The organism is Sorangium sp. So ce394, assembly GCF_051474665.1.
GTDB classification, from domain to species: domain Bacteria; phylum Myxococcota_A; class Polyangia; order Polyangiales; family Polyangiaceae; genus Sorangium; species Sorangium cellulosum_D.
In genome coordinates this window covers 12,467,375-12,488,605 of record NZ_CP150339.1, presented here as the reverse complement: position 1 = coordinate 12,488,605, position 21,231 = coordinate 12,467,375, and the positions used below count along the sequence as shown (strand labels likewise).

The 21,231-nt window shown below is 73.9% G+C and carries 17 protein-coding genes; 9 read left to right on the top strand and 8 right to left on the bottom strand.

Translation table 11 applies throughout. The features are described 5' to 3' along the window. Window positions 1–55: 55 nt before the first annotated feature. Genes sdhB through WMF33_RS46050 form a run of 3 tightly spaced genes read right to left on the bottom strand, consistent with a single transcriptional unit; the run spans window position 56 to window position 3,732 of the window. Window positions 56–877, bottom strand: coding sequence for a succinate dehydrogenase iron-sulfur subunit (gene sdhB / locus WMF33_RS46060; protein WP_061623559.1), 822 nt, complete (start codon window positions 875–877; stop codon window positions 56–58). Between the two features lies 1 nt (window position 878). Beyond that, window positions 879–2,894 carry a succinate dehydrogenase flavoprotein subunit gene (gene sdhA / locus WMF33_RS46055; protein ID WP_437334509.1) on the bottom strand — a complete coding sequence of 672 codons (2,016 nt, stop codon included), beginning with the start codon at window positions 2,892–2,894 and terminating at the stop codon, window positions 879–881. Between the two features lie 55 nt (window positions 2,895–2,949). After that, a complete protein-coding gene (locus WMF33_RS46050; protein WP_437334508.1) occupies window positions 2,950–3,732 on the bottom strand; it encodes a succinate dehydrogenase in 783 nt (260 codons plus the stop codon). Between the two features lie 173 nt (window positions 3,733–3,905). On the opposite strand from WMF33_RS46050, the gene WMF33_RS46045 reads away from it, so the two are divergent. The 4 genes from WMF33_RS46045 (at window position 3,906) to WMF33_RS46030 (ending at window position 8,635) form a co-directional block, all read left to right on the top strand. Beyond that, on the top strand, window positions 3,906–5,813 hold the full coding sequence (locus tag WMF33_RS46045) for a hypothetical protein (RefSeq protein ID WP_437334507.1): 1,908 nt from the start codon (window positions 3,906–3,908) through the stop codon (window positions 5,811–5,813). Between the two features lie 161 nt (window positions 5,814–5,974). After that, window positions 5,975–7,105, top strand: a complete 1,131-nt coding sequence (locus WMF33_RS46040; RefSeq protein ID WP_437334506.1) for a hypothetical protein — start codon at window positions 5,975–5,977, stop codon at window positions 7,103–7,105. A 3-nt stretch (window positions 7,106–7,108) separates the two neighbouring features. Continuing rightward, the gene (tsaE, locus tag WMF33_RS46035) at window positions 7,109–7,657 is read left to right on the top strand and encodes a tRNA (adenosine(37)-N6)-threonylcarbamoyltransferase complex ATPase subunit type 1 TsaE (RefSeq protein WP_437334505.1); all 549 of its coding nucleotides are present in this window, start codon (window positions 7,109–7,111) and stop codon (window positions 7,655–7,657) included. Window positions 7,658–7,834: 177 nt separating this feature from the next. Then, on the top strand, window positions 7,835–8,635 hold the full coding sequence (locus tag WMF33_RS46030) for an MlaE family ABC transporter permease (protein WP_020741518.1): 801 nt from the start codon (window positions 7,835–7,837) through the stop codon (window positions 8,633–8,635). Window positions 8,636–8,854: 219 nt separating this feature from the next. Here WMF33_RS46030 and WMF33_RS46025 read toward each other — a convergent pair whose 3' ends face one another. Further along, on the bottom strand, window positions 8,855–10,051 hold the full coding sequence (locus tag WMF33_RS46025) for a hypothetical protein (RefSeq protein WP_437334504.1): 1,197 nt from the start codon (window positions 10,049–10,051) through the stop codon (window positions 8,855–8,857). Window positions 10,052–10,072: 21 nt separating this feature from the next. Beyond that, window positions 10,073–11,059, bottom strand: a complete 987-nt coding sequence (locus WMF33_RS46020) for an ArsA family ATPase (protein WP_437334503.1) — start codon at window positions 11,057–11,059, stop codon at window positions 10,073–10,075. A gap of 78 nt (window positions 11,060–11,137) precedes the next feature. Between WMF33_RS46020 and WMF33_RS46015 the strand changes: the two genes are divergently transcribed. The 4 genes from WMF33_RS46015 to WMF33_RS46000 all read left to right on the top strand — a co-directional run bounded on the left by WMF33_RS46015 (window position 11,138) and on the right by WMF33_RS46000 (window position 15,240). Then, a complete protein-coding gene (locus WMF33_RS46015; RefSeq protein ID WP_437334502.1) occupies window positions 11,138–11,905 on the top strand; it encodes a phosphoadenylyl-sulfate reductase in 768 nt (255 codons plus the stop codon). 102 nt (window positions 11,906–12,007) lie between these two features. Beyond that, complete coding sequence (locus tag WMF33_RS46010) at window positions 12,008–12,670, top strand: HAD family hydrolase (protein ID WP_020741513.1); 663 nt, start codon at window positions 12,008–12,010, stop codon at window positions 12,668–12,670. A 75-nt stretch (window positions 12,671–12,745) separates the two neighbouring features. Continuing rightward, window positions 12,746–14,326, top strand: coding sequence for a lactate racemase domain-containing protein (locus WMF33_RS46005; RefSeq protein ID WP_020741512.1), 1,581 nt, complete (start codon window positions 12,746–12,748; stop codon window positions 14,324–14,326). Between the two features lie 29 nt (window positions 14,327–14,355). Next, window positions 14,356–15,240, top strand: coding sequence for a 5'-3' exonuclease (locus tag WMF33_RS46000; RefSeq protein WP_437334501.1), 885 nt, complete (start codon window positions 14,356–14,358; stop codon window positions 15,238–15,240). A gap of 25 nt (window positions 15,241–15,265) precedes the next feature. On the opposite strand, the gene WMF33_RS45995 is transcribed toward WMF33_RS46000, so the two are convergent. Further along, window positions 15,266–17,068, bottom strand: coding sequence for a DUF885 domain-containing protein (locus WMF33_RS45995; protein ID WP_437334500.1), 1,803 nt, complete (start codon window positions 17,066–17,068; stop codon window positions 15,266–15,268). Window positions 17,069–17,123: 55 nt separating this feature from the next. Next, a complete protein-coding gene (purB, locus tag WMF33_RS45990; RefSeq protein ID WP_437334499.1) occupies window positions 17,124–18,422 on the bottom strand; it encodes an adenylosuccinate lyase in 1,299 nt (432 codons plus the stop codon). Window positions 18,423–18,547: 125 nt separating this feature from the next. Here purB and WMF33_RS45985 point away from each other — a divergent pair, with 125 nt between their 5' ends. After that, window positions 18,548–19,258, top strand: a complete 711-nt coding sequence (locus tag WMF33_RS45985; protein WP_061621733.1) for a universal stress protein — start codon at window positions 18,548–18,550, stop codon at window positions 19,256–19,258. Window positions 19,259–19,336: 78 nt separating this feature from the next. Here the strand turns inward: WMF33_RS45985 and ggt are convergent, their stop codons facing one another. Further along, complete coding sequence (gene ggt / locus WMF33_RS45980; RefSeq protein ID WP_437334498.1) at window positions 19,337–21,229, bottom strand: gamma-glutamyltransferase; 1,893 nt, start codon at window positions 21,227–21,229, stop codon at window positions 19,337–19,339. Window positions 21,230–21,231 lie beyond the last annotated feature (2 nt).

Below are 21,231 nucleotides of genomic sequence, written 5' to 3'. Positions count from 1 at the left end.
GGCCTATCGCGAGTCAGGGGCTCAGGGGCGACGCCGGGTCAACGAGCTTGCGATCTCACTTCAGCAACCACCCAAACAGCATTCGTTTGGTGGTGTCGCGGGCGACCGTCGCGAGCGAGTCGACGAGCGGGATCTCCTTCGGGCACACCTCGACGCAGTTCTGCGATTTGCCGCAATCGGTGATCCCGCCCTCGCCCATCACCGACTCCAGGCGCTCGCCCGCGTGCATCGCCCCGGAAGGGTGCATGTTGTAGAGCCGCACCAGGTTGATCGCGAAGGCGCCGACGAACTTCGTCCCGTCATTGTACTGCGGGCACGCCTCGACGCAGCAGCCGCACGTCATGCAGCGGGAGAGCGGATACCGCTCCTCCTGCCGCTCCGGCGACTCGCGCGGCCCCGGGCCGAGCTCGTGCGTGCCGTCGATGTCGATCCACGCGCGGACCCGCTTCATGTCCTCGAACATCCGGCTCCGGTCCACGAGCAGGTCGCGCACCAGCGGGAACTTGGACATCGGCTCCAGCGTGATCACCTCGCCCTTCGGCGCGATCTGATCGATGAGCGCCGAGCAAGCCTGTCGGACACGGCCGTTGATCACCATCGTGCACGAGCCGCACACCTCCTCCAGGCACACCGCCTCCCAGACGACCGGAGGCACCTCCTTGCCGTCCACGGTCCGCGGATCCCGCTGGACCTGCTGCAGCGCGCTGATGACGTTCATCTGCGGCAGGTAGGGGACCTTGAACTCCTCCCAGCGCCGCGTCTCCGGACGATCCGCGGTGTCCTGCCGCCGCACGCGCAGGTGCACCAGCCGGCCCTCGCCCCGCGCCTCGGCCGGCGCCGCCGCCCCGTTCGCCTTGTCTCCGCTCGCCTTGGCCATCCTACACGCTCTTCTGCGACAGCTTCCCCGTCGCCTGCGCGCTCGCCGCGCCCGCCTGCTCGTACTTGCGCTCCCGCGGCGCCACCAGCGACGTGTCCACCGCGTCGGTCACGTGGATCGACTGGCCGGCGCACGCGTAGTCGAACGCGCGGATGAACCGCACGGCGCCCTTCTCCTCGTGGCGCGCCAGCGTCGTGCGCTGCCACTCGGCGTCGTTCCGCGCCGGGAACTCCGGCTTGTAGTGCGCCCCGCGCGACTCGTCGCGGTTCCGCGCCCCCTCCGCGATGACCCGCGCGAGCACCAGCATGTTCTCGAGGTGCCGCACGAACTGCGCCCCCTGGTTCACCCGCGGGGCCGTGTCCGTGCTCTTGATCCGCCCCGCCCGCTCCTCGAGCTCGCCGAGCTTCTCGAGCACCCGGTCGAGCGTGGCGTTGTCGCGCTCGATCGTGCAGTCGCGCAGCATCGTCTCGCCGAGCTCCTGGTGCAGCCGGTACGCGTTCTCCGGCTGCTTCGCGTCCTGGTTCTGCGTCAGGATGCGCTGGTAGTCGGCCTCGGCGCGCTTCTCGGCCTTGTCGAAGATCGAGCGCGGCAGGTCCAGGGCGCTCCGCTTGATGCTCCGCTGGTAGCTCGCGACCGCGGGGCCGCAGACCATGCCGCCGTAGATGCACGAGAGCAGCGAGTTGGCGCCGAGCCGGTTGGCCCCGTGGTACTGGTAGTCCACCTCGCCCACCGCGTAGAGGCCCGGGATGCTCGTGGCGTGGTTGCGCGGCGACCCCACCTTGAGCGCGCCCCGCGCGTCCGCCTCGTAGTCGACCCACAGGCCGCCCATCGAGTAGTGGACCGCCGGGAAGACCTTCATCGGGTTCTTGTACGGGTCGGTGCCCGCGAACTTCTCGTAGATCTCGAGGATGCCCGCGAGCTTCGCCCGGAGGAACTTCTCGTCCTTGTGGGTCAGGTCGAGGTAGACCTCGTTCTCGTTCCGGCCCGTCGCGGCGTTAAAAATGCCGCGCCCCTCGTGGAAGCACGTCCGGAAGATCGCGCGCGACGCGATGTCCCGCGGGACGAGGTTGCCGTAGCCGGGGTACAGCCGCTCGAGGACGTAGTCGCGCTCCTTCTCGGGGATGTCCCGCGGGCTCCGCGCGTCGCTCTTGTCCTTCGGCACCCAGACGCGGCCGCCCTCGCCGCGCGCGCTCTCCGAGATGAGCCGCAGCTTGTCGGCGCCCGGGATCGCCGTCGGGTGCACCTGGATGAACTCGCCGTTCGCGTACACCGCGCCCTGCTGGTAGACCGCCGACGCCGCCGTCCCCGTGCAGATGACGCTCAGCGTGGAGCGGCCGAAGACGATGCCGCAGCCGCCCGTCGCGAGCACGACCGCATCGCCGGTGAACGCGCGGATCTGCATCGTCTTCAGGTCCTGCGCGACGCAGCCGACGCACGTGCCGGAGTCGTCGAGGATCGCCTCGATGAAGTCCCAGAACTCGTGCTTCCGGACCATCTTCTCGCCCGGGATCGCCACGCCGTGCTCGTCGATCACGTCGGCGAGCTCGAACCGCCGCACCTGCTCGTCGAGCGCGTAGAGCAGCTGCTGCCCCGTCGTCGCGCCCGCGAACGCCGTGCGGTGGTACAGCGTGCCGCCGAACCGGCGGAAATCGAGCAGGCCCTCGGGCGTCCGGTTGAACGGCACGCCCATGCGATCGAGCATGTGCACGATGCCGGGCGCGGCCTCGGCCATCCCCTTGATGGGCGGCTGGTTCGCGAGGAAGTCGCCGCCGTAGGCGGTCTCCTCGAGGTGCACCTGGGGGCTGTCCCCCTCGCCCTTCGTGTTCACCGAGGCGTTGATGCCGCCCTGCGCGCACACCGAGTGCGAGCGCTTCACCGGCACGAGGGAGATCAGGTCGACCGGGACCTTCGCCTCGCACAGCTTGATCACCGTCATCAGGCCGGCGAGCCCGCCCCCGACGACGATCACGCGCCGAACCTTCCCCCCCTCGCTCCTCGTCGTGCTCTTCGCGGCCATGTTTCGATCCCGATGCTCCCGCGCCGCTGCCACTCGGGCGCGGCCGATACGATGGTCAGTGCGAGGCCGGCGCGGCCAGCGAGGCGCGCCCGGGCCCGGGCCCGGCGACGATGTCCGCGCACGTGCGCGCCCCCTCGGCGGCGGGGCCCGGCGTCCCGGGGAACGGCGCGCCGGTCGCGAAGTAGATCACCGTGTTGGCGCCGAGCACGAAGACCACGAGGCCCACCGCGCCGAAGACAACCGCGGCCATCCGCTGCGCCCGGCGCGACACGGTGACCCCCCACGAGAAGCAGAAGCCCCAGAGGCCGTTGGCGAAGTGGAACACGCTCGCCGCGATGCCGAAGATGTAGACGAGCGCGATCACCGGGACGCCGCCCACGGTCGACGCCATGTCGGCGCACAGCCGCGGGTAGAACTCCTCGGGCGCCATCCGGCCCAGCCACTTCTGCGCCCAGTACTGCCAGAGGTGGAACCCGATGAACGCGAACGCGAGCACCCCCGTGACCCGCTGCATCGTGTACATCCAGTTGCGCGAGAACGTGTAGCTGCCGACGTTCGGCTTGCCCTCGAGCACCAGCTTGACCCCGTAGAGGGCGTGGAACGCGAGCGGCAGCACGACGAGCCCGATCTCGAGCACCGGCAGGTACGGCATGTGCGAGATCTCGGAGACCGCCGCGTCGAACCGCTCCTGCCCCTGGAGCGCCTTCGCGTTCGTCCAGAAGTGGAAGAGCAGGAAACCGCCCACGGGGAGGGCGCCGGTGAGAGAATGCAGCTTGCGCAGGAGAAAGGACCGGCGGCTCTTGTGGAAGAGCGATCTCGCGGGGGTTGCCTCGGACACGCTGACCTCGATGGAAGGCGGGCGCGGCGGGTGTATGGGATGCCCCGGGTGACGTCAAGGTGAACGCAGTCGACAATTCTGGCCGGTTTTCCGCTGCCTTTGGCGCAAAGGCCGACGGCGCGCCCGGGCGGCGCCCCGCGCGGCGACGGCGGCCGCTCCTCGCCCGTGCGCCCGTGGTCGCGGTCGCGGCGCTCATCGCGCTCGGCGCGGCGAGCGCCGGCTGCGGCGCGCAGGACGGCGCCGAGGCGGTCAGCCCGGCGCTCGGCGGGTCGCCCGAGGCCCAGGCCGAGCTCCGCCGCATCCTCTCGCGCTTCGCGAGCGGCGCGCGCGCCGAGCGCATCGCGCTCGAGCCGGAGCTCCTCGCCTTCCGCGGCCGCCACGCGGGCGACGACCTCGCGCGCGTCGCGACCGCCCACCTCGCGTGGATCGCGCTGGAGCGAGGCGACCTCCGCCGCGCCGAGGCGCTCGCGGCCGAGGTCGAGGCCGAGGGGCCGGGCGCGACCGGGGACCTCGCGCGCGTGCTCCGTGGCGCCGCGCTCCGGCGCGCCGGCAAGCCGAAGCCGGCCTTCGGGGTGCTGCGCCCGCTGGTGAGCAAGGTCATCGACGCGTACGTCCGCTCGCTCCTCAACGAGGAGGTCACGACCGCCGCGATGGAGGCGGGCGCGTGGACGCAGGCGGTCGAGCTGATGGGCGTGTGGCTGCGCGAGGCGGACGACGACGACCGCGCCGCGATCCGGGCGCAGATCGGGGCGCTCCTGCGCAAGGTGCCGATCGCGCACCTCGTCGCCGCGATGCGCGCGGGCGAGGCCGCCGGCGAGGTCGTGGACCCGCAGGTCGACCTGCGCTCGCTGGTCGCCGAGCGCCTCGCGATCGTCGCCCGCGAGCGGCGCGACGTGGCGCTCGCGAAGGAGCTGCTCGACCGGGCCGGCGCGCTGCTCGGCAACCAGGGCGACGCGATCTCGGAGCTCGCGGCCGGCGCGGGGACGGCGCGCGTCGAGCCGCCCACGGTGGGCCTGCTGCTGTCGACGCGCACGTCCGAGTCGCGCCGGCGGGGCGTCGAGATCGCGGCCGGCGTGGCGCACGGGCTCGGGCTGCTGAGGCCGGGGTCGGACGCGCGGCTCGTGAGCCGCGACGACGGCGGCCAGGGCAGCGTCGACGAGGCGCTGAGCAGCCTCACCGCCGAGGGCGCCGCGGTGCTGATCGCCGGCTCCGACCGCGAGCAGGCGACCGCGGTGGCGAAGTTCGCGCGGGCGAACGCGATCCCGGTGCTGCTCGTCCACCCGCCGGAGCCGGCGGCGCTCGACGGCGCGTTCGTGTTCGTCGTGGGCGAGGAGCCCGCGCGGGGCATCGAGGTGCTGGCCGCGGCGCTCGCGGAGCGGGGCGCGAAGCCGGTGGCGCTCGTGGGCGGCGACGCCGGCGCCCGGAAGGACGCGGCCGCCTCGGCGCCCTCCGCGCCGGCGGGCGCCGCCGGGGGCGCGGCGCCTGGGGCCGCGGCCGCGCCGGGCGGCGCCGGGGCCGCGCCGGCGGCGCTGGCCGAGCGCGGCATCGCGCTCGCGCTCCCGTGCGACGCGGCCTTCGATCCGCGCGCCCTCCGGCCGCCGGCCGTCCGGGGGATCATCCTGGCCGGGGACGCGCCGTGCGCGGAGCAAGCGATCCGCGTCGTCGCGCCGCGCGCCGTGACGCTCGCGCTCGGCTTCGAGGCGGCCGTGCCGCCGCCGCCCGGATCGCTCGTCGCGACGGCGGGGCTCTTCCCGTTCGTCGCGGCGCCCGCCGGCGCACAGCCTCCGCCGGGCGCCGGCGCGGGGGCCGCGCTCGCGGTGTGGCTCGCCACCCACCCGTCGCCGCCGAGCTTCTGGGCGGCGCTCGGGCGCGACGCCGGCGTCCTCGCGTGGGCCGGCGTGCAGCGGCTGCCGAAGACGGGCACCGAGGACCCGGCCGAGGTGAAGGCGCGGCGCCTCGCGGCGGCGAGCGCCCTGAGCAGCGCGACGGTGGAGCTCTGGACGACGGCGGCGGCCGGCTTCGGCGGAAAGCGCGTGCTGCCGCGGGTGGTCGGCCACCGCGAGATCGAGAAGGCGCGATGAGCGGGGCGAACCGCCGGACGAGCGCGCGTCCGCCGCGCGGGGCGGCGCGCTCGTCAGCCGGCGCCTTGCCGCCGCGGGGGGCTCACGCGTGGCGTGGAGAGCGTGCCGCCGCGTCGTCCTGGGGCTGCTCCGGCGCCGCGGGGGGCGTAGCATGGCGCCGCATGATCCGCCGAGCCCTCTCCTGTGCCGCCGCCGCCGCGCTGACGGCGCTCGCCCCGGCCGCGCTCGCCGACCGCGTGGCGGTGCTCCCCGCGCGCGGCGGCACCGACGAGGCCGCCCGGAGCGCCGCGCAGGCCGAGGTCGCGGCCGGGCTCGCCGCGCTCGGCCACACCGCGGTGCCGGACGGCGCGGTCGCGGCCGCGCTCAAGGGCGTGGCCGACGGCGTCGCCGACACCACGGACGAGTACCGCGCCGTGAGCGCGCAGACGGGCGCGGACTGGGTCCTGAGCGGCACCGTCGAGCCTGCGGTCACGACCGCCCGGGTCGAGCTCACCGCGTACCTCGCCTCGACCGGCCGGGTCGAGTCGGTCGCGCGCGAGGTCGACCGGGGCCGGTCGGCCCAGCAGACGCAGGAGGTGCTGGCGGTGCTCCTCCGCCCCGAGGGCGTCGGCATCGGCGAGCTCCCCTGGGAGCGCCCTGCGGGCGCCGCGCCGCCCGCGCCCTCGTCCGCCGGCGGCGCCACGGTGCTGCCGCCGGTGCCCGCGCCGCCGCCGGCGCCGCCCGCGAACGAGGTGCAGATGGCGTACCCGCTCGGGCCGGAGCGCGTCTGGCCTGCGTACTCGGGCGGGCGCCGCTTCGCCGTGTCCGCGTCGCTCGGGACAGCCGTCGCGGCGGCGCGCCTCCCGGGCGCGAGCGGCAGCGCGGCCTCGCTGGTCGGGGCGGCGCGCGCGGCCTACGCGGTCGGCGATCGCGGGCTCGAGCTGTTCGCCGGCGGCGGCGGCAACCTGGTCGGGCCGTTCGCCGGCTGGATCGAGGGCGGCGCGCGCCTGATGCTGACGCCCAGCCGGACGCCCGAGGGCGGCGCGTGGCGCGCGTTCCCGCTCCACGTCGGCCCGGCGCTCCACGCCGGCGCGTTCTTCAGGTCGGGCGCGGGCGCCGTGGGCCCGGGCGGCGCGACGTACCGCGGCGACCTCGAGGTGCACCCGGTGATCGGGGCGTCGCTCGACGTCGCGCTCGCGCTGAGCCCCTCGGTGCAGCTCGAGGCGCAGCTCGGCAACCTCCGGTGGGTTCCCACGGGGGACGGCTCCCTGCTCCTGCTCGGCGCGACGCTCGGCGCCGGGGCTCGGTTCTGACGCATGCGCGTCGAGCTGCCGAGCCGCCGCAGCACCATCCGCCTCGCGCGCGCGCTCGCCGACCGCCTCGCGGGCGGCGATCTGGTGGTCCTCGCCGGCGACCTCGGCGCCGGGAAGACGTTCTTCGCCCGCGCCCTCTGCCGTGCGCTCGGCGTGCCGCCGGAGCTGCCGATCACGAGCCCGACCTTCACGCTGGTCCACGAGCACGAGGGCCGCGTCCCGATCGCGCACGCCGACGCCTACCGCCTCGGCGGCGCCTCCCCTGCGGAGGGCGCGGCCGGCGGCGCGGCCGCGGAGCTCGCCCAGCTCGGGCTGCGCGAGCGCCGCGCGGAGGGGGCGCTCGTCGTGGTGGAGTGGGGCGAGCCGTTCGTGGAGGCGCTCGGCGGCGACGCGCTCCTGATCCACCTCATCGCCCCCGAGGACGCCGCGGCGCCCGGCCGCGCCGCCGAGATCAGGGCGACGGGCGCGCGGAGCGGCGAGGTGCTCGCGGCGCTGGAGGCAGCGCTGCGAGGCTCCGGCGGAGCGCGGGGATCGGGGCCGGGCGCCGCGTGAAGGGCGCCGAGCGGCCTGAGGCTGGAGGGGGCGAGCGGCGGCCGCTGGATCTCCGGGCGAGCTCGACGGGCGTCGCGCCGGCGCGAGCGGCGCTACGCAGCGCGGGCGAGCGAGCGCGCCGGGTCATCGCGAGCCCGACCCCGTGCGCGGCGGCGTTGCGTGATACAAGAGCGCACCGTGAAGGAAGGCGCTGAGACCAGCCGGAGCGAGCTGCTCACGAAGGCGCTGGAGCCGGTCCTCGCGTTCTTCGACAACATCGGCAACATCGTCACGCTGACGTTCCAGACGCTCGTCTGGCTCGTGCGCCCGCCGTTTCGTCCCGCGCAGTTCCTGGCGGCGATGGACTTCATGGGCGCGCAGTCGGTCTTCATCGTCGGCCTGACCGGCGTCTTCAGCGGCATGGTCGTGACGCTGCAGACGTCCTACGCGCTGCGCGCGTTCAGCGCCGAGGGCCGCGTCGGCGGCCTCGTCGCGGTCTCGCTGGCGCGCGAGCTCGCGCCGGTCTTCTCGGCGATCATGGTCACCGCCCGCGCCGGCAGCGCCATGGCCGCGGAGCTCGGCAACATGCGCGTCACCGAGCAGATCGACGCGATCGCGACGATGGGCGTGAGCCCCGTGCAGTACCTGCTCTCCCCCCGCCTCTTCGCCGCGACGGTGATGCTGCCGCTCCTGTGCATCCTCTACACGAGCGTCGGCATGTGCGGCTCGTACCTGGTCGCCGTGCTCTGGCTCGGCGGCGACGAGGGCGCGTTCTTCCAGAGCATCCGCGACTTCGCCTTGCCCAAGGACATCTCGATGGGGCTCATCAAGGCGTGCGTCTTCGGCTTCATCGTCTCGTCGGTCTCGTGCCGCCACGGCTTCTTCGCCTCGGGCGGCGCGCGCGGCGTCGGCGTCGCCACCACGCGCGCCGTCGTCGAGAGCTGCGTCACCGTGCTCGTCACGAACTACATCCTGACGCAGCTGCTGCTCGACATGTGAGCCGTGCGCTCCTGCAGATCGCGCAGGCGCCCCCCTTCATATCCACCGTAGGCCCCCGGAGAGGGTGTTCTCGGCGCGGGGCAGGGGGGTGGGGATGGGCCGATGTCTGAGCCCGAGATGTGAGTCATCCGGCTTGCCGGATGGCTCACATCTCGGGCGAGTTCGGCGGGCCCCCACCCCCCTGCCCCGCGCCGAGAACACCCTCTCCGGGGGCCGGGCCTACCGCAACGAGCTCGGCGGCTCCGGCTCCCGCAGCGCGATCAGCGCCGGCGACAGCTGCACCGGGTACCGCGCCGGCGCCCGCAGGTGCGCGACCGCGTGCGGCAGCAGCTGCCGCGCCGCGACCGAGCGCTCGCGCCCCGCGCTCGGCGGCTCGGGCGCCTCCAGGGCGTGCCCGCCGCGCATCACCGCGCGCGCGAGCGGCGCGAGCCGCGCCGCCCCGAGCGAGCGCGGCGCCAGCATCCGCTCGTGCGCCAGGTGGATCACGTCGCAGGCTGCGCGCCCCGCCTCGTCGTAGTAGCGCGCCACCATCTTGCGCCCCGCGATCACGTCGCCGCGATCGCTCGTCCCCTGCCGCAGCGCCCACGCGCCCGACTCCTCGAGCGCCACGAGCTCGTAGCGCGCCGCGGGCAGCGCGCCCTCCGGCTCCGCGAGCCCCGTCGCGATCCAGCCGCCGGCGGTCGTCCCCACGCGCCGCGCCTCGAGGAGCAGCGCCTCCTCCTCGTGGCCCCCGAGGTCGACCATCCGATCGGCGTACCAGGGCCAGCTGCCTTCGAGCGGCGACGGCGGCGGCGCGAGCTCGCCGAGCTCGATCCCCGCCTCGCCGCGGAACGGGATCCCGAGCGCCGTGGCCGCGAGCGCGCTCGTCGTCGCCGCCGCCCCGCCCACGTGCGCCGCGCGGGCGAGCGCCAGCGCCTCCTCGGCGAACGGCACCCGCGCCGACGACCCGTCGACGACCGCGCCGCCGTCCGCCGCGATGTGGAGCCGCGCCGCCCGCGTCGCCGCGGCCGTGCCCCGGCGGAGCGCCGGCACGAGCAGCGCGCCCACGAGGAGCGCCTCGATGAACGGCCCCTCCACCGCGACGACCGGCGTGCCCGGGAAGGCGATCGTCCCGTCGGGCATCGCGTCGATGTCGATCGAGATCGGCGCGCCGGCGAGCCGCTCCACGAGCGCGTCGCTCAGGCCGCAGGCCTCGCGCGCCGCGAAGACCGCCCCCGCGTCGAGGCGCGCGTCGTTGAGCGCGAGCGCGTCGAGCGCCGCCTCGACGCCCGCGACCACGAGGAAGCCCGTGTGCGGCGGCATCGCCGTGAAGGCGAGCTCGAAGCTCGCGCGCCGGTCGGCGACCCCCGCGTGGAGCAGGCGCTCGGCGTCGAGCAGCGCGCGTCCGTCGGTGAGCAGCGGGCTCGCTCGCAGCATGGCCGCCGGCATCGGCGTCGCTCAGAGCCGCGCGGCCAGCGTCCGGGTGCCGGCGACCGTCGAGGCCTCGTCGAAGAGGAACGGCAGGATCACGGTCGGCAGGTCGAGCTCGCGGCGCAGGCGGGCCAGGCTCTCGTGCTGCACCGACTCGCGCATCGCCCGCCGCGCGCCGGCCACGACGGCGCTCTCGGCGGTGTGCGCCGCGCGCGCCGGCGCCTGGATGTCGAGCCGCCCCGGCTCGGCGAGCAGCGCCCGCCGCTCCTCGGGCGAGAACAGCGGCGGCAGCACGCCGTTGATGATCAGCCGGTGGACCGGCAGGCCGAGCTCGCCCCGGACCTCCGCCACGAGCTCGACGGTCTCGGTGGCCGGCATCTCCTCCGGGAGCGTCACCACGACGACCCCGCTCCGCGCGGGGTCCCTGAACATCGCCCACGCCGCCTCGGCGTCGCGGCGCAGGATGCCCGGCGGCGCCACGTCGAGGATCACCTTGGGCACGCGCAGCATGTCCACGCCGTGCCCGGTCGCGGGCGCGTCGAGCAGGACCACGTCGAAGCGGTGGGAGCCGTCCGGCAGCAGCTCGGTCGTGTGGAACCAGGCCTTGCCGAGCATCGCCCACTCGTACAGCCCCGGCACCGCGCGGAAGAAGGTGCGCGTGTACTTGTTGTCGAACACGAGATCGGCCGCGGCGCGCACCTTGAGGACCATCTCGCCGTACTCCCTGAGGGCCTTGTCCGGCGAGATGTTCACGGCCCACACGCGCTCGGCCACGTGGGTGACCTCCTGGCCGATCGGCTTCGTGCCGAGGATGGCCGAGAGCCGCTCCTTCGTGTTGCACATCGCGACGAGGACGCGCTTGCCGCGGGCGGCGAAGGCGAGGGCGAGCGCGCCGGAGATCGTCGTCTTCCCGACGCCTCCCTTGCCGGTCACGAACAGGAAGCGCCGGCCCTCGAGCGCCGGCAGATCCTGGCCGAGCCCGCCCGCTTCCGAGGCTAGATGGACGCTGCTCATTCCGCGTCAGCCGAGTTAGGCGCAAGCTCGGGCGAAGGCAACCCGGATCAAGGAAGCGGCCTCTGCTATGCATCGCCTATGCGCATCACCGAGCGACACCTCGAACCGCTGAACCGACGCTTCCAGGGCGCGTCGCCCGTCGAGCTCCTGCGTTTCGTCCGCGAGACCTTCGGCCCCCGCGCGGCCCTCATGAGCAGCATGCAGCGGGCCGGGACCGCGCTGTGCCACATGGCCGACCGGGCCGGGCTCGACTTCGACGTCATCTTCGTCGACACCGGCGTGCTCCACGCCGAGACGCTCGCCACGCGCGACGAGCTCGCGCGCACCCACCCGAACCTGCGCGTCGTCACGCTCTCGCCCGAGCGCACCTTCGCGCAGCAGACGCGCGACGAGGGGCTGCTCTACCTCTCGAAGGAGGGGCAGGAGCGGTGCTGCGACCTCCGCAAGTCGGCCCCGCTCCACGCCATCCGGGGCCGCTACGACGCGCTCGTCGCCGCGCTCCGCCGGGGCGAGGGCGGCGCCCGCGCCAAGGTCGCGCCGTTCGGCCTCGACCCCGCGAACAACGTCCTCCGCGTCCACCCGTTCGCGTCGCTGAGCGGCGAGGAGCTCGACGCGTACTTCGCGGCGCACCCGGACGCGATCGAGAACCCGCTGCACGCGATGGGCTTCCGCACCATCGGCTGCTTCCCGTGCACGACGCCCGTCCTGCCCGACGAGCCCGAGCGCGCCGGCCGCTGGCGCCACCTGGCGAGCGTCGAGTACTGCGGCATCAACCCGGTCGACCGGGGCGACACCGACGGCGGCGTCGACCTCGACGACCGGTACGAGCGCCTCTTCGCCGCGTGACGATCCGCCTGCGCCTCTTCGCCGCGTGACGATCCGCCTGCGAAACCCGGTTCGCGGCAGCTCGATCTTGACTCAAACGGCATGCAGGGAGATTTGCCCCGCATGCCGGCGAGCTACTTCGACGTAGACGGCACCCTGGTCACGACCAACCTCGTGCACCCGACGGTGTTCTACATGCTGAACCAGCCGACGCCGATGCACAGCTTGGCGAAGCTCGGCCGTGCCCTGGTGAAGGCGCCATGGATGGCGATGGCGGAGCTCCAGGATCGGCGCCTCTTCAACGAGCTGCTCTTCAGCTCGTTCGACGGCGTCTCCGAGGATCGCCTGGTGGCGCTCGCCGAGGAGGCGTTCGCGAAGGTGCTCAAGCCGGCGATCTACGCCAAGGCGCGCGACCTCGTGAAGTGCAGCCTCGACAAGGGGCACGACGTGGTCCTCATCTCCGGCGCGCTGGATTTCTTGATGCAGCTGCTGGCCGAGCACCTCGGCGCGACCGGCATCATCGCGAACCGCCTCGAGGTGAAGGACGGCTTCGCGACGGGCAAGCTCCTGCGCCCCGTGGTGGCCGGGCCCGAGAAGGCGCGGCTCATCCGCGAGCACGCCCACGCGCACGGGCACAACCTCGACGAGTGCTTCGGCTACTCGGACAGCTACTCCGACGTCCCGATGCTCTCGGTCGTCGGCTACCCCGCGGCGGTGAACCCGGACCGCAAGCTCAAGCTGCTCGCGCAGGCCTACCACTGGCCGATCCTCGAACTCGCCGCATGACCCCGGCCCCTCCCGCACGGCGGCGGGAGACCACCTTGCAGCCCAACACGTCGCACCACCTGCTCTGAAAGTCCCATGAGCCATCCTTGCGTCGTCACGCTAGACAGCCGCAGCGCCCCCCGGGTGCTCTTCTCAGGCGACCAGCTGGTCGAGGTCGACCTGCCCACCGGCACCCGGGTGCTCTACGCGAAGCCGCCCCTCGAGCCGCTGAAGGACGTCGACGCCGCGATCCGCTACGCGATCAACCACCCGCACAACTCGGAGCCGCTCTACGCGAAGCTCCGCCCGGGGATGAAGGTCACGATCGCGGTGGACGACATCTCGCTGCCGCTGCCCCCGATGAAGCGGCCGGACATCCGCGAGCGGGTGCTCACCATCGTGCTCGATCTGCTCTCGGACTACGGCGTCGACGACGTCGAGATCATCATCGCCACGAGCGTCCACCGGCGGATGAAGGACTGGGAGGTCCGCCACATCGTCGGCGACCGGATCTTCAACGCCTACTGGCCGAAGAAGCTCTACAACCACGACGCCGAGAACCTCGCCAACATGAAGTACCTCGGCACGACCGACGCCGGCGAGGAGGTCGAGCTCAACAAGCGCGCGGTCGACAGCGACCTCGTGATCTACGTGAACCTGAACCTCGTCCCGATGGACGGCGGGCACAAGTCGGTCTCGGTCGGCCTGTGCGGGTACCGCAGCCTGCGCGCGCACCACAACCCGCGGGTGATGCGCGACTGCTACTCGTACATGGACCCGAAGAGCTCGGCGCTGCACACGAGCGTCGAGCGCATGGGCCGGCTGGCCAACAAGAAGCTCAACGTCTTCACGATCGAGACGACGATCAACAACCGGATGTTCGATCGCCCGCTCGAGTTCCTCGCCCGGAACGAGGACGACCTGAGCGCGGGCGAGAAGAGCGCGCTGCGCGCCCTCCGCTTCACGCTGTCGAAGGTGCCGCAGCCCGCGCGCCAGGCGATCTTCCAGCGCGTCCCCTCGCCGTACGGCGTGACCGGCGTGTTCGCCGGCGAGACCGAGGCGGTCCACGAGCACACGCTGAAGCGCAGCTTCGACCAGTACCTCGTCCCGGTCACGGGCCAGGCCGACATCCTGATCACGGGCATCCCGTACATCAGCCCGTACAACGTGAACTCGTTCCTGAACCCGCTGCTCGTGCAGGTGATGGCGAACGGCTACCTGTTCAACCTCTACCGGGGCGCGCCGATGCTCAAGAAGGGGGGGACGATGATCATCCTCCACCCCTGCACCGACCTGTTCGACAACGAGCACCACGCCCCGTACATCGAGTTCGTGCACCGGCTGCTGCCGGAGACGCGCGACGCGATGGAGCTGCACAAGCGCTACGAGAAGAAGTTCTCGGAGAACCCCGCCTACATCGAGATGTACCGCTTCGGGCACGCGTACCACCCGACCCACCCCTTCTTCATGTGGTACTGGGGCGAGGCGGGCCGGCAGCACATCGGCCGGATGATCGTGGTCGGCGCCGACAACGAGTACATCCCGCAGCTGCTCGGCTGGGAGACGGCGCGCACGATGGACGAGGCGCTCCGGATGGCGAAGCAGTCGGCCCCGCCCACGCCGGAGATCATGGCCTTGCACTCGCCGCCGATCTTCATGGCCGACATGACGGCGTAGCGAGCGCGCGGCCCGCGGGAGGAGCCACCGTGCGGGTGCACCTCATCGACGGCACCTACGAGCTCTTCCGCGCCCATTTCTCCAAGCGGCCCGGGCACCGCGCGCCCGGCGGCTGGGACGCGAAGGCCACGGTGGGCGTCGTCGCCTCGCTGCTCGCGTTGCTGCGCCACGCGGACGAGGAGGTCACGCACCTCGCCGTCGCCTTCGACAACCCGATCCGCTCGTTCAGGAACGACCTGTTCGCCGGGTACAAGAGCGACGAGGGCATGGATCCCGTGCTGCGCGCGCAGTTCGATCCGGTCGAAGAGGCGGTGCGCGCGCTCGGGGTCGTCGTCTGGTCGATGGACGCCTTCGAGGCGGACGACGCGCTCGCGACGGCGGCGGCGCGGTTCCAGGGCGACGTGGCGCAGGTGCGCATCCTCAGCCCGGACAAGGACTTCGGGCAGTGCCTCTCGGGCGATCGGATCGTGCAGGTCGATCGCCGGAAGGAGCGCGTCATCGACGAGGCGGCGATGCGCGCCGCGCGGGGCGTGGCCCCGGCGAGCATCCCGGACTTCCTCGCGCTGACCGGGGACGACGCCGACGGCATCCCGGGGCTCGCGGGCATCGGCGAGCGCACGGCGGCCGCGCTGCTCGGCGCCTACGGGCACATCGAGCAGATTCCGGACGACCCGGCAGCGTGGTCGGTGACGGTGCGCGGCGCGGATCGGGTCGCGCGCGCGCTGGTCGAGCAGCGGGAGGACGCGCTGCTCTACCGCACGCTGGCGACGCTCCGGACCGACGTGCCGCTCGCGGAGCGCCTCGACGACCTGCGCTTCCGCGGCGTGCCGCGCGGCCGCTTCGAGGCGTGGTGCGACGCGATGGACGTGCGCACGCTGAAGTCGCGGCCGACGCGCTGGGCGCCGGAGGAGTGAGCGACGAGCGGCCCGCGGGCCTCGGTCAGGGCTGCTTCTTTTCGGGCGCCTTGAGCTCGGCGAGCACGCGCTCGCGGATGAGCGGCAGCGGAGGCGACCCGTGCGCGAGGAGCGCGTCGTGGAATCGGCGGAGCGAGAACGCCGCGCCCAGGGCCGCCTTCGCCTCCTCGCGGAGCTTCAGGATCTGGAGCTTGCCGAGCGTGTAGGCGAAGTAGCCGGGGTCGAACGTCGCGCGCAGCGCCTGCTCCCGCGCCGTCGCGCGGTCCTGGGCGCAGTCGTCGACGAAGCGGCGCTCGGCCTCGTCGAGCCCCATGCCCTCGGCGTGCACGCCGAGCGACACGACCACCCTGCAGTTGCGCAGCAGCGCGTCCGCGAGCTGACCGAGCCGGCTCTGCGGGTCCTCCTTGCCGAACCCCTGCTCGATCATCATCTGCTCGGCGTAGTGGGCCCAGCCCTCGACGAACGAGTAGCTCTCGAACATCCGCTGCGCCTCGGTCGGCGCCCGGTTCACCCACAGGCCCTGGACGAAGTGCCCCGGGTAGACCTCGTGCACGGTCGTCGAGAGCAGCGTCCCGCGCGGCATCACGTACTCCTCCTGCTCCTTCTTGGGCCAGGAGGGGTCGGGCTTCGTGATGTAGTAGAACGCCTCGAGCCCCTTCCGCTCGAACGGCCCCGGCGCGTCGAGGAACGCGGAGTTCCAGCGCATGTACGGCGGCGTCTCCTTCACGATCGCCCGCTCGTCGGACGGCAGGCTCACGATCTCCCGGTCGACGACGAACCTGCGCGACGCCTCCATCACCCGCGTCGCCTCGGCGAGGAGCTGCTCCGCCTTCGGCCGGGTGGGCTTCACCTTCCTGGCGAGCTCCTGGTAGGCCGCCTTGTTCGCCGCGAGGTCCTCCTCGCCCATCCTCTTGAACTCGGCGAGCGGGATCGAGAGCCCCTCCTGCGCGAGGAGGAGCTTCCTGTACCGCGCCTCGCCGAGCACGTGGCTCGCGTCGCCCTTCGGCAGCTCGACCTTGGCGAGGTGCTCGGCGAGCCGCTCCGCCGCGTCGGCGAGCGCCGCGTTCGTCTTCTCGAGATCGGCCTGGAACGCCGCGTCGCCCACGCCCTTCAGCAGCTTCACGACGTCGCCGCGCAGGTACTCGGCGTAGCCGCGGAAGATCTTCGCGGCGACCTCGACCACCGGCTTCGGTAGCGGGCTCGCGAGGTTCTCGAGGACGCGCGGCACCTGCGCCAGCGCCGCCTTCTCGTGCTCGAGGAGGCGCCTCGCGCGCTCGGGCAGCGGCGCATACGCGCGATCGAGGTAGTGGTTCACGCCGAACAGCTCGCCGTAGAACTGCGGCCGCCGGCGCCACTCCTCGAGATCCCTGCCGTTGAAGAGCTTGAGGTCGATCTGCTGGAGCAGGAGCGCGCGGTCGAGCGCCTCGTCCGGCGAGAGCGCCGCGGCGTCGATGGCGGCGAGGGCCGCGCGATCGCGCTCCAGGCGCGCGAGCCTCCGCTCGATCGCCGCCGCGGAGTAGTCGCCGACCTTGCCGTCCTGCTCGTGCAGCCCGCGCGCTCGCGCGAACGCCGGCTCGTCCGCCACCCACGCGCGCACGATCCGGCCGCGCAGCGCCGCGAACGGCTCCCGCGGCGCCTCGTCTGGCCGCGCGGGCGCCGCGGGCGTTGCGGCCGCGGGAGGCGCAGTTGCGCGCGGGGCCTCGCCGGCGGACGGAGGCGGCGCCGAGGCGCTCCCGCTGCAGGCGGCGATCGGCGCGAGCGCCGCGGCGAGCGCCACGAGGCGGCGCGAGCGCGGGCGGCGGGCGGGCGTGGGGGCAGGTGCGGCCATGGCGGGCCGGAGCCTCTCAAACCGGCCCGGGCGGGTCAACGGCGCAGGCCGCCGACTACCCGCGGATCGCTCGATCGATGATCGCGTCCACGTGCGAGAGCGCGTGGTCGAGGTCGAAGCAGCGCGCGAGCTCGTCCGGGGCGAGCAGCGCCGCGACGTCGGCGTCCTTGGCGAGGTTGTCGCGGAAGCGGCCCTCGCCCGCGATGGCGCGCATCGCGCAGCGCTGCACCATCTCGTAGGCCGCCTGCCGCGGCCGACCCTTCTGCACGAGCGACAGCAGCACCGCCTCGCTGAAGAAGAGCTCGCCCGTGCGATCGAGGTTCTCGCGCATCTTCTCGGGGTAGACGACCAGCCCGTCGACGAGCCCCGCGGCGCGATCGAGCATGAACCCGAGCGTCGAGGTCGCGTCGGGGGCGATCATCCGCTCGACCGACGAGTGCGAGATGTCGCGCTCGTGCCACAGCGGCACGTTCTCGAGCGCGGGGATCACCGCCGCGCGCACGATTCGCGCGAGGCCGCACAGGTTCTCGCTGAGGATGGGGTTGCGCTTGTGGGGCATCGCGCTCGAGCCCTTCTGGCCCACGGAGAAGCGCTCCTCCGCCTCGCGGACCTCGGTGCGCTGCCAGTGCCGCACGTTGGTCGCGAGCCGCTCGATGCCCGCCGCGATGAGCGAGAGCGCGGCGAAGAACTCGGCGTGGCGGTCGCGCGCGACGATCTGCGTCGAGACCGTCTCGGGGCGCAGGCCCACGGCGGCGAGCGCGCGCTCCTCGATGCGCGGCGACAGGTGCGCGTACGTCCCGACGGCGCCGGCGATCTTCCCGACCGCGATCGCCTCGCGCGCGGCGCGCAGGCGCGCCCGGCCGCGCTTCATCTCGGCGAGGTGGCCCGCGAGCGCCAGGCCGAACGTGATCGGCTCGGCGGCGATGCCGTGGCTCCTGCCGATCATCGGGGTGCGTCGGTGCTCGTCCGCGCGCCGCGCGAGCGCGTCGCAGAGCTTGTCGAGCCGCGTCGAGAGCAGGTCCGCCGCGCGGACAAGCAGGATCGCGAGGCTCGTGTCGAGCACGTCGCTCGAGGTCATCCCCCGGTGCAGCCACCGCGCCCCCTCGCCCGCCAGCTCCTCGACGTGGGTCAGGAAGGCGATGACGTCGTGCTTGACCGTGCGCTCGATCGACTCGATCCGCTCCGGATCCAGCGAGAGCTGCTTCGCCCGGATCCCTTTCGCGACGCCTGCGGGCACGAGGCCTTCGGCTTCCATGGCCTCGCAGGCGGCGAGCTCCACCTCGAGCCAGGTCGAGAATCGGGTGGCGGGCGACCAGAGCTCTTCGAATTCGGACGGGGTATAGCGGGGGATCATGGGCGGGACGCTGCGAAGGTCTGGAGGGTGCGTCAAGGATGGAGTGGTCCGGGACGCGCGCCGACGTTTGGAGCGCGCCGCGCGGCGCTTGCGGTCGCGCGGCGCGCTCCAAACGTTGGCGCCCGATGCCTACCGAAGCACCGGCGCCCGCGCGCCCCGACCAGGGCAGGTCGGTCGTCCGCCCGCCGTCCACCGAGAGCGATGCCGCGCCCGAGACCCTGCCCGCGGGGGCGAACGAGCCGACCGGAGCCGCCAGGGCGCCGGCGGACCTCCCGGGCCAGCCCGGGCGGGGTGAGCCCGCGGGGCGCGCCGTGGACGCCGCCCCCCCCGCGAGCGAGCCGGCCCGCGCGAGCGCGCGCGCCGGTCGCCGCGTGAAGCCGTACATCGTCGTGGTCGCGATGGACCTGTCCGAGCCGGGCGGGCGGGCGTGGCGCTTCGCCTTCGATCTCGCGGCGCTCCGGGGCGAGACCGAGATCCACGCCGTCGTCGTCGGCCCGCGGCAGGTCGCCCCCGCGGTGTGCGACGTGACGGTCCCGGGCGCGTCGTCGCCGCCCTCGCTGCGGGTGCTCCAGCACCGCTTCGCGGACGGCCAGGCCCGGCTCATGGCGATGCACTTCCGCACCGGCCGCCCCGACAAGGCCATCGTCTCGCTCGCCCGGGAGCTCAGCGCCGATCTCATCGTGGTGGCCACGCACCCGCAGTCGCCGCTCCAGCGGCTGTTCGGCGGCTCGACCGCCGATCGGATCGCGCGGAACGCGCCGTGCCCGGTCGTGGTCGTGCGCCCCAAGGAGGACGACGACGCCGACGCGGCCGAGTACGACCCCAGGCTGCGCTGACGGCCGGCGAGCGGCCTGCACCGCGCCGCTCTTCCCCTGGCGCGACGACCTTGCCGCGCGCTGACGCCCGCGCCCGACCTACCGCGCGCCGGAGGCCGGCGGCGCGCTGGCCTCCGCCGCCGGGCCGAGCTTGTCGGGCGCGCTGACGCCCTCGGCCGTGCCCCCCTCGCGCGTGTCGGCGTAGCCCCACGCCACGCCGGCGGCGTCGACGAGGATGTTGTTCGCGTCGCCGATCGGCATCGGATCCAGCACGACGGCGTGCCCCCGCCGCGCGAGGTCGTCGAGCGCGGCCTGCGGCGGCGGCGTCAGCCGCTCGACGCGCACCCGGTCCGGCATCCACTGGTGGTGGACGCGCGCGTGCCGGACCGCCTCGTCGATGGTCATCCCGTGATCGACCAGGTTGCGGAGCACCTGGGCCACGGTGTTCGGGATCGTGTCGCCGCCGGGCGAGCCGAGGAGGAGCGCGATCTTGCCGTCCCGGCTCACGATCGTGGGCGTCATCGAGCTCGCCATGCGCTTGCCCGGCGCGACGGCGTTGATGCCCGTCTCCGAGAACGCGCCCATCGCGTTGCCGAGCAGGATGCCCGTCCCGGGGATCACGATCTTCGCGCCGAAGCTCGCCGACTGCGTGGTCGTGCACGAGACCGCGTTGCCCTGCGCGTCGATCACCGAGAAGTGCGTCGTCTGCGGGGACTCCGGCAGAAGAGCGTCCGCCGCGCTCGCGATGTCGCCCGCCGCCGTGGCGCGCTCCGGGTCGATGGGCGGGCTGCGGCGCATCAGGGTGCTCCCGTCGAGGAGCCTCGCGAGCAGCTGCCCCGTCTCGGGCGGGGCGAAATCCGGGTCGGCGCCCACCTTGCGCCGATCCGCGTACGCTCGCTTGGCCGCCTCGACGAACAGGTGCAGCGACAGCCCGGAGTCGGCGGGGGCCTCGTGCGCCTTCACCCGCTCCAGCGTGAGCATGATCTCCGCGAGCGCGACGCCGCCCATCGACGGGGGCGGCATCGTGTCGACGGTGAAGCCGCGGTACGAGAACCGGAGCGGCGCGCGCCATTTGGCCTGGTAGGCCCGCAGGTCGTCCTCGGTGATGTGGCCGCCGCGCTCGCGCATCGCCGCGGCGATCTTCCGGGCGATCGCGCCCTCGTAGAACGCGCGCGGCCCCTCGGCGGCGAGCGTCTCCAGGGTGCGGGCGAGATCGAGCTGGCGCACCAGCTCGCCCTGGGCGAGCGGCCCCTTGCCCCGCCCCCAGACGGCGCTCGCGGCGCGATCGGCCCTCAGCCGCGGCCACGCCCAGCGCAGCGTCAGCGCCTGCCGCGCGCCGAGGCGGTGCCCCTTGCGCGCCAGGGCGATCGCGGGGGCCAGGAGCTCGGCGAACGGCCGCGTGCCGAACCGCTCGTGCGCCAGGGCGAGGCCGGCGACCGAGCCCGGCACGCCGGCCGACGCGTAGCCGTGCGCCCCGGCGCGCACCATGGCCATGTTCGACGCGGTGGTCACCGACGCGGGCGCGGCCTCGCGGAAGTCGATCGCCTGCGTCTCGCCGTTCGCGAGGCGGACCATCATGAAGCCGCCGCCGCCGATGTTGCCCGCGCTCGGGTGCGTCACCGCCAGCGCGAACGCGACGGCCACCGCCGCGTCGATCGCGTTTCCCCCGCGCCGCAGCACGTCCGCGCCGGCGCGCGTCGCGTGCTCCTCGACCGAGGTCACGAGCCCCGCGTCGCCGCGCACCGCCCGCGCGCCGCCCGAGGCGAGCGCGATCGGCGGATCCGGGGGCAGCGGCTCCGGCGCCGCCGCCGGGGCTGCCGGCTGCACCGCGGCGCTCGCGGCCTTGGCCGCGGCGGCGGCGCTCCCGGAGGCCGGCGCGCTGGAGGCGGCGGGCGCCGCCGCGGGCGGGGCGGGCGGCGTGCGGGCCTCGCAGCCGGCGAGCAGCGCGAGGGCGAGCACCCAGCGCGGCCTCGAACGACGATGCAGGGTCATCA

Excerpts from the sequence above, each read along its gene's own strand:
- WMF33_RS45985 (WP_061621733.1), top strand. The coding sequence starts at position 18,548 with ATGCCTACCGAAGCACCGGCGCCCGCGCGCCCCGACCAGGGCAGGTCG.
- WMF33_RS46015 (WP_437334502.1), top strand. The coding sequence starts at position 11,138 with ATGCGCATCACCGAGCGACACCTCGAACCGCTGAACCGACGCTTCCAG.
- ggt (WP_437334498.1), bottom strand. The coding sequence starts at position 21,229 with ATGACCCTGCATCGTCGTTCGAGGCCGCGCTGGGTGCTCGCCCTCGCG.
- WMF33_RS46040 (WP_437334506.1), top strand. The coding sequence starts at position 5,975 with ATGATCCGCCGAGCCCTCTCCTGTGCCGCCGCCGCCGCGCTGACGGCG.
- purB (WP_437334499.1), bottom strand. The coding sequence starts at position 18,422 with ATGATCCCCCGCTATACCCCGTCCGAATTCGAAGAGCTCTGGTCGCCC.
- WMF33_RS46025 (WP_437334504.1), bottom strand. The coding sequence starts at position 10,051 with ATGCTGCGAGCGAGCCCGCTGCTCACCGACGGACGCGCGCTGCTCGAC.
- WMF33_RS46005 (WP_020741512.1), top strand. The coding sequence starts at position 12,746 with ATGAGCCATCCTTGCGTCGTCACGCTAGACAGCCGCAGCGCCCCCCGG.
- tsaE (WP_437334505.1), top strand. The coding sequence starts at position 7,109 with ATGCGCGTCGAGCTGCCGAGCCGCCGCAGCACCATCCGCCTCGCGCGC.
- sdhB (WP_061623559.1), bottom strand. The coding sequence starts at position 877 with ATGGCCAAGGCGAGCGGAGACAAGGCGAACGGGGCGGCGGCGCCGGCC.
- WMF33_RS46020 (WP_437334503.1), bottom strand. The coding sequence starts at position 11,059 with ATGAGCAGCGTCCATCTAGCCTCGGAAGCGGGCGGGCTCGGCCAGGAT.
- WMF33_RS45995 (WP_437334500.1), bottom strand. The coding sequence starts at position 17,068 with ATGGCCGCACCTGCCCCCACGCCCGCCCGCCGCCCGCGCTCGCGCCGC.
- sdhA (WP_437334509.1), bottom strand. The coding sequence starts at position 2,894 with ATGGCCGCGAAGAGCACGACGAGGAGCGAGGGGGGGAAGGTTCGGCGC.
- WMF33_RS46010 (WP_020741513.1), top strand. The coding sequence starts at position 12,008 with ATGCCGGCGAGCTACTTCGACGTAGACGGCACCCTGGTCACGACCAAC.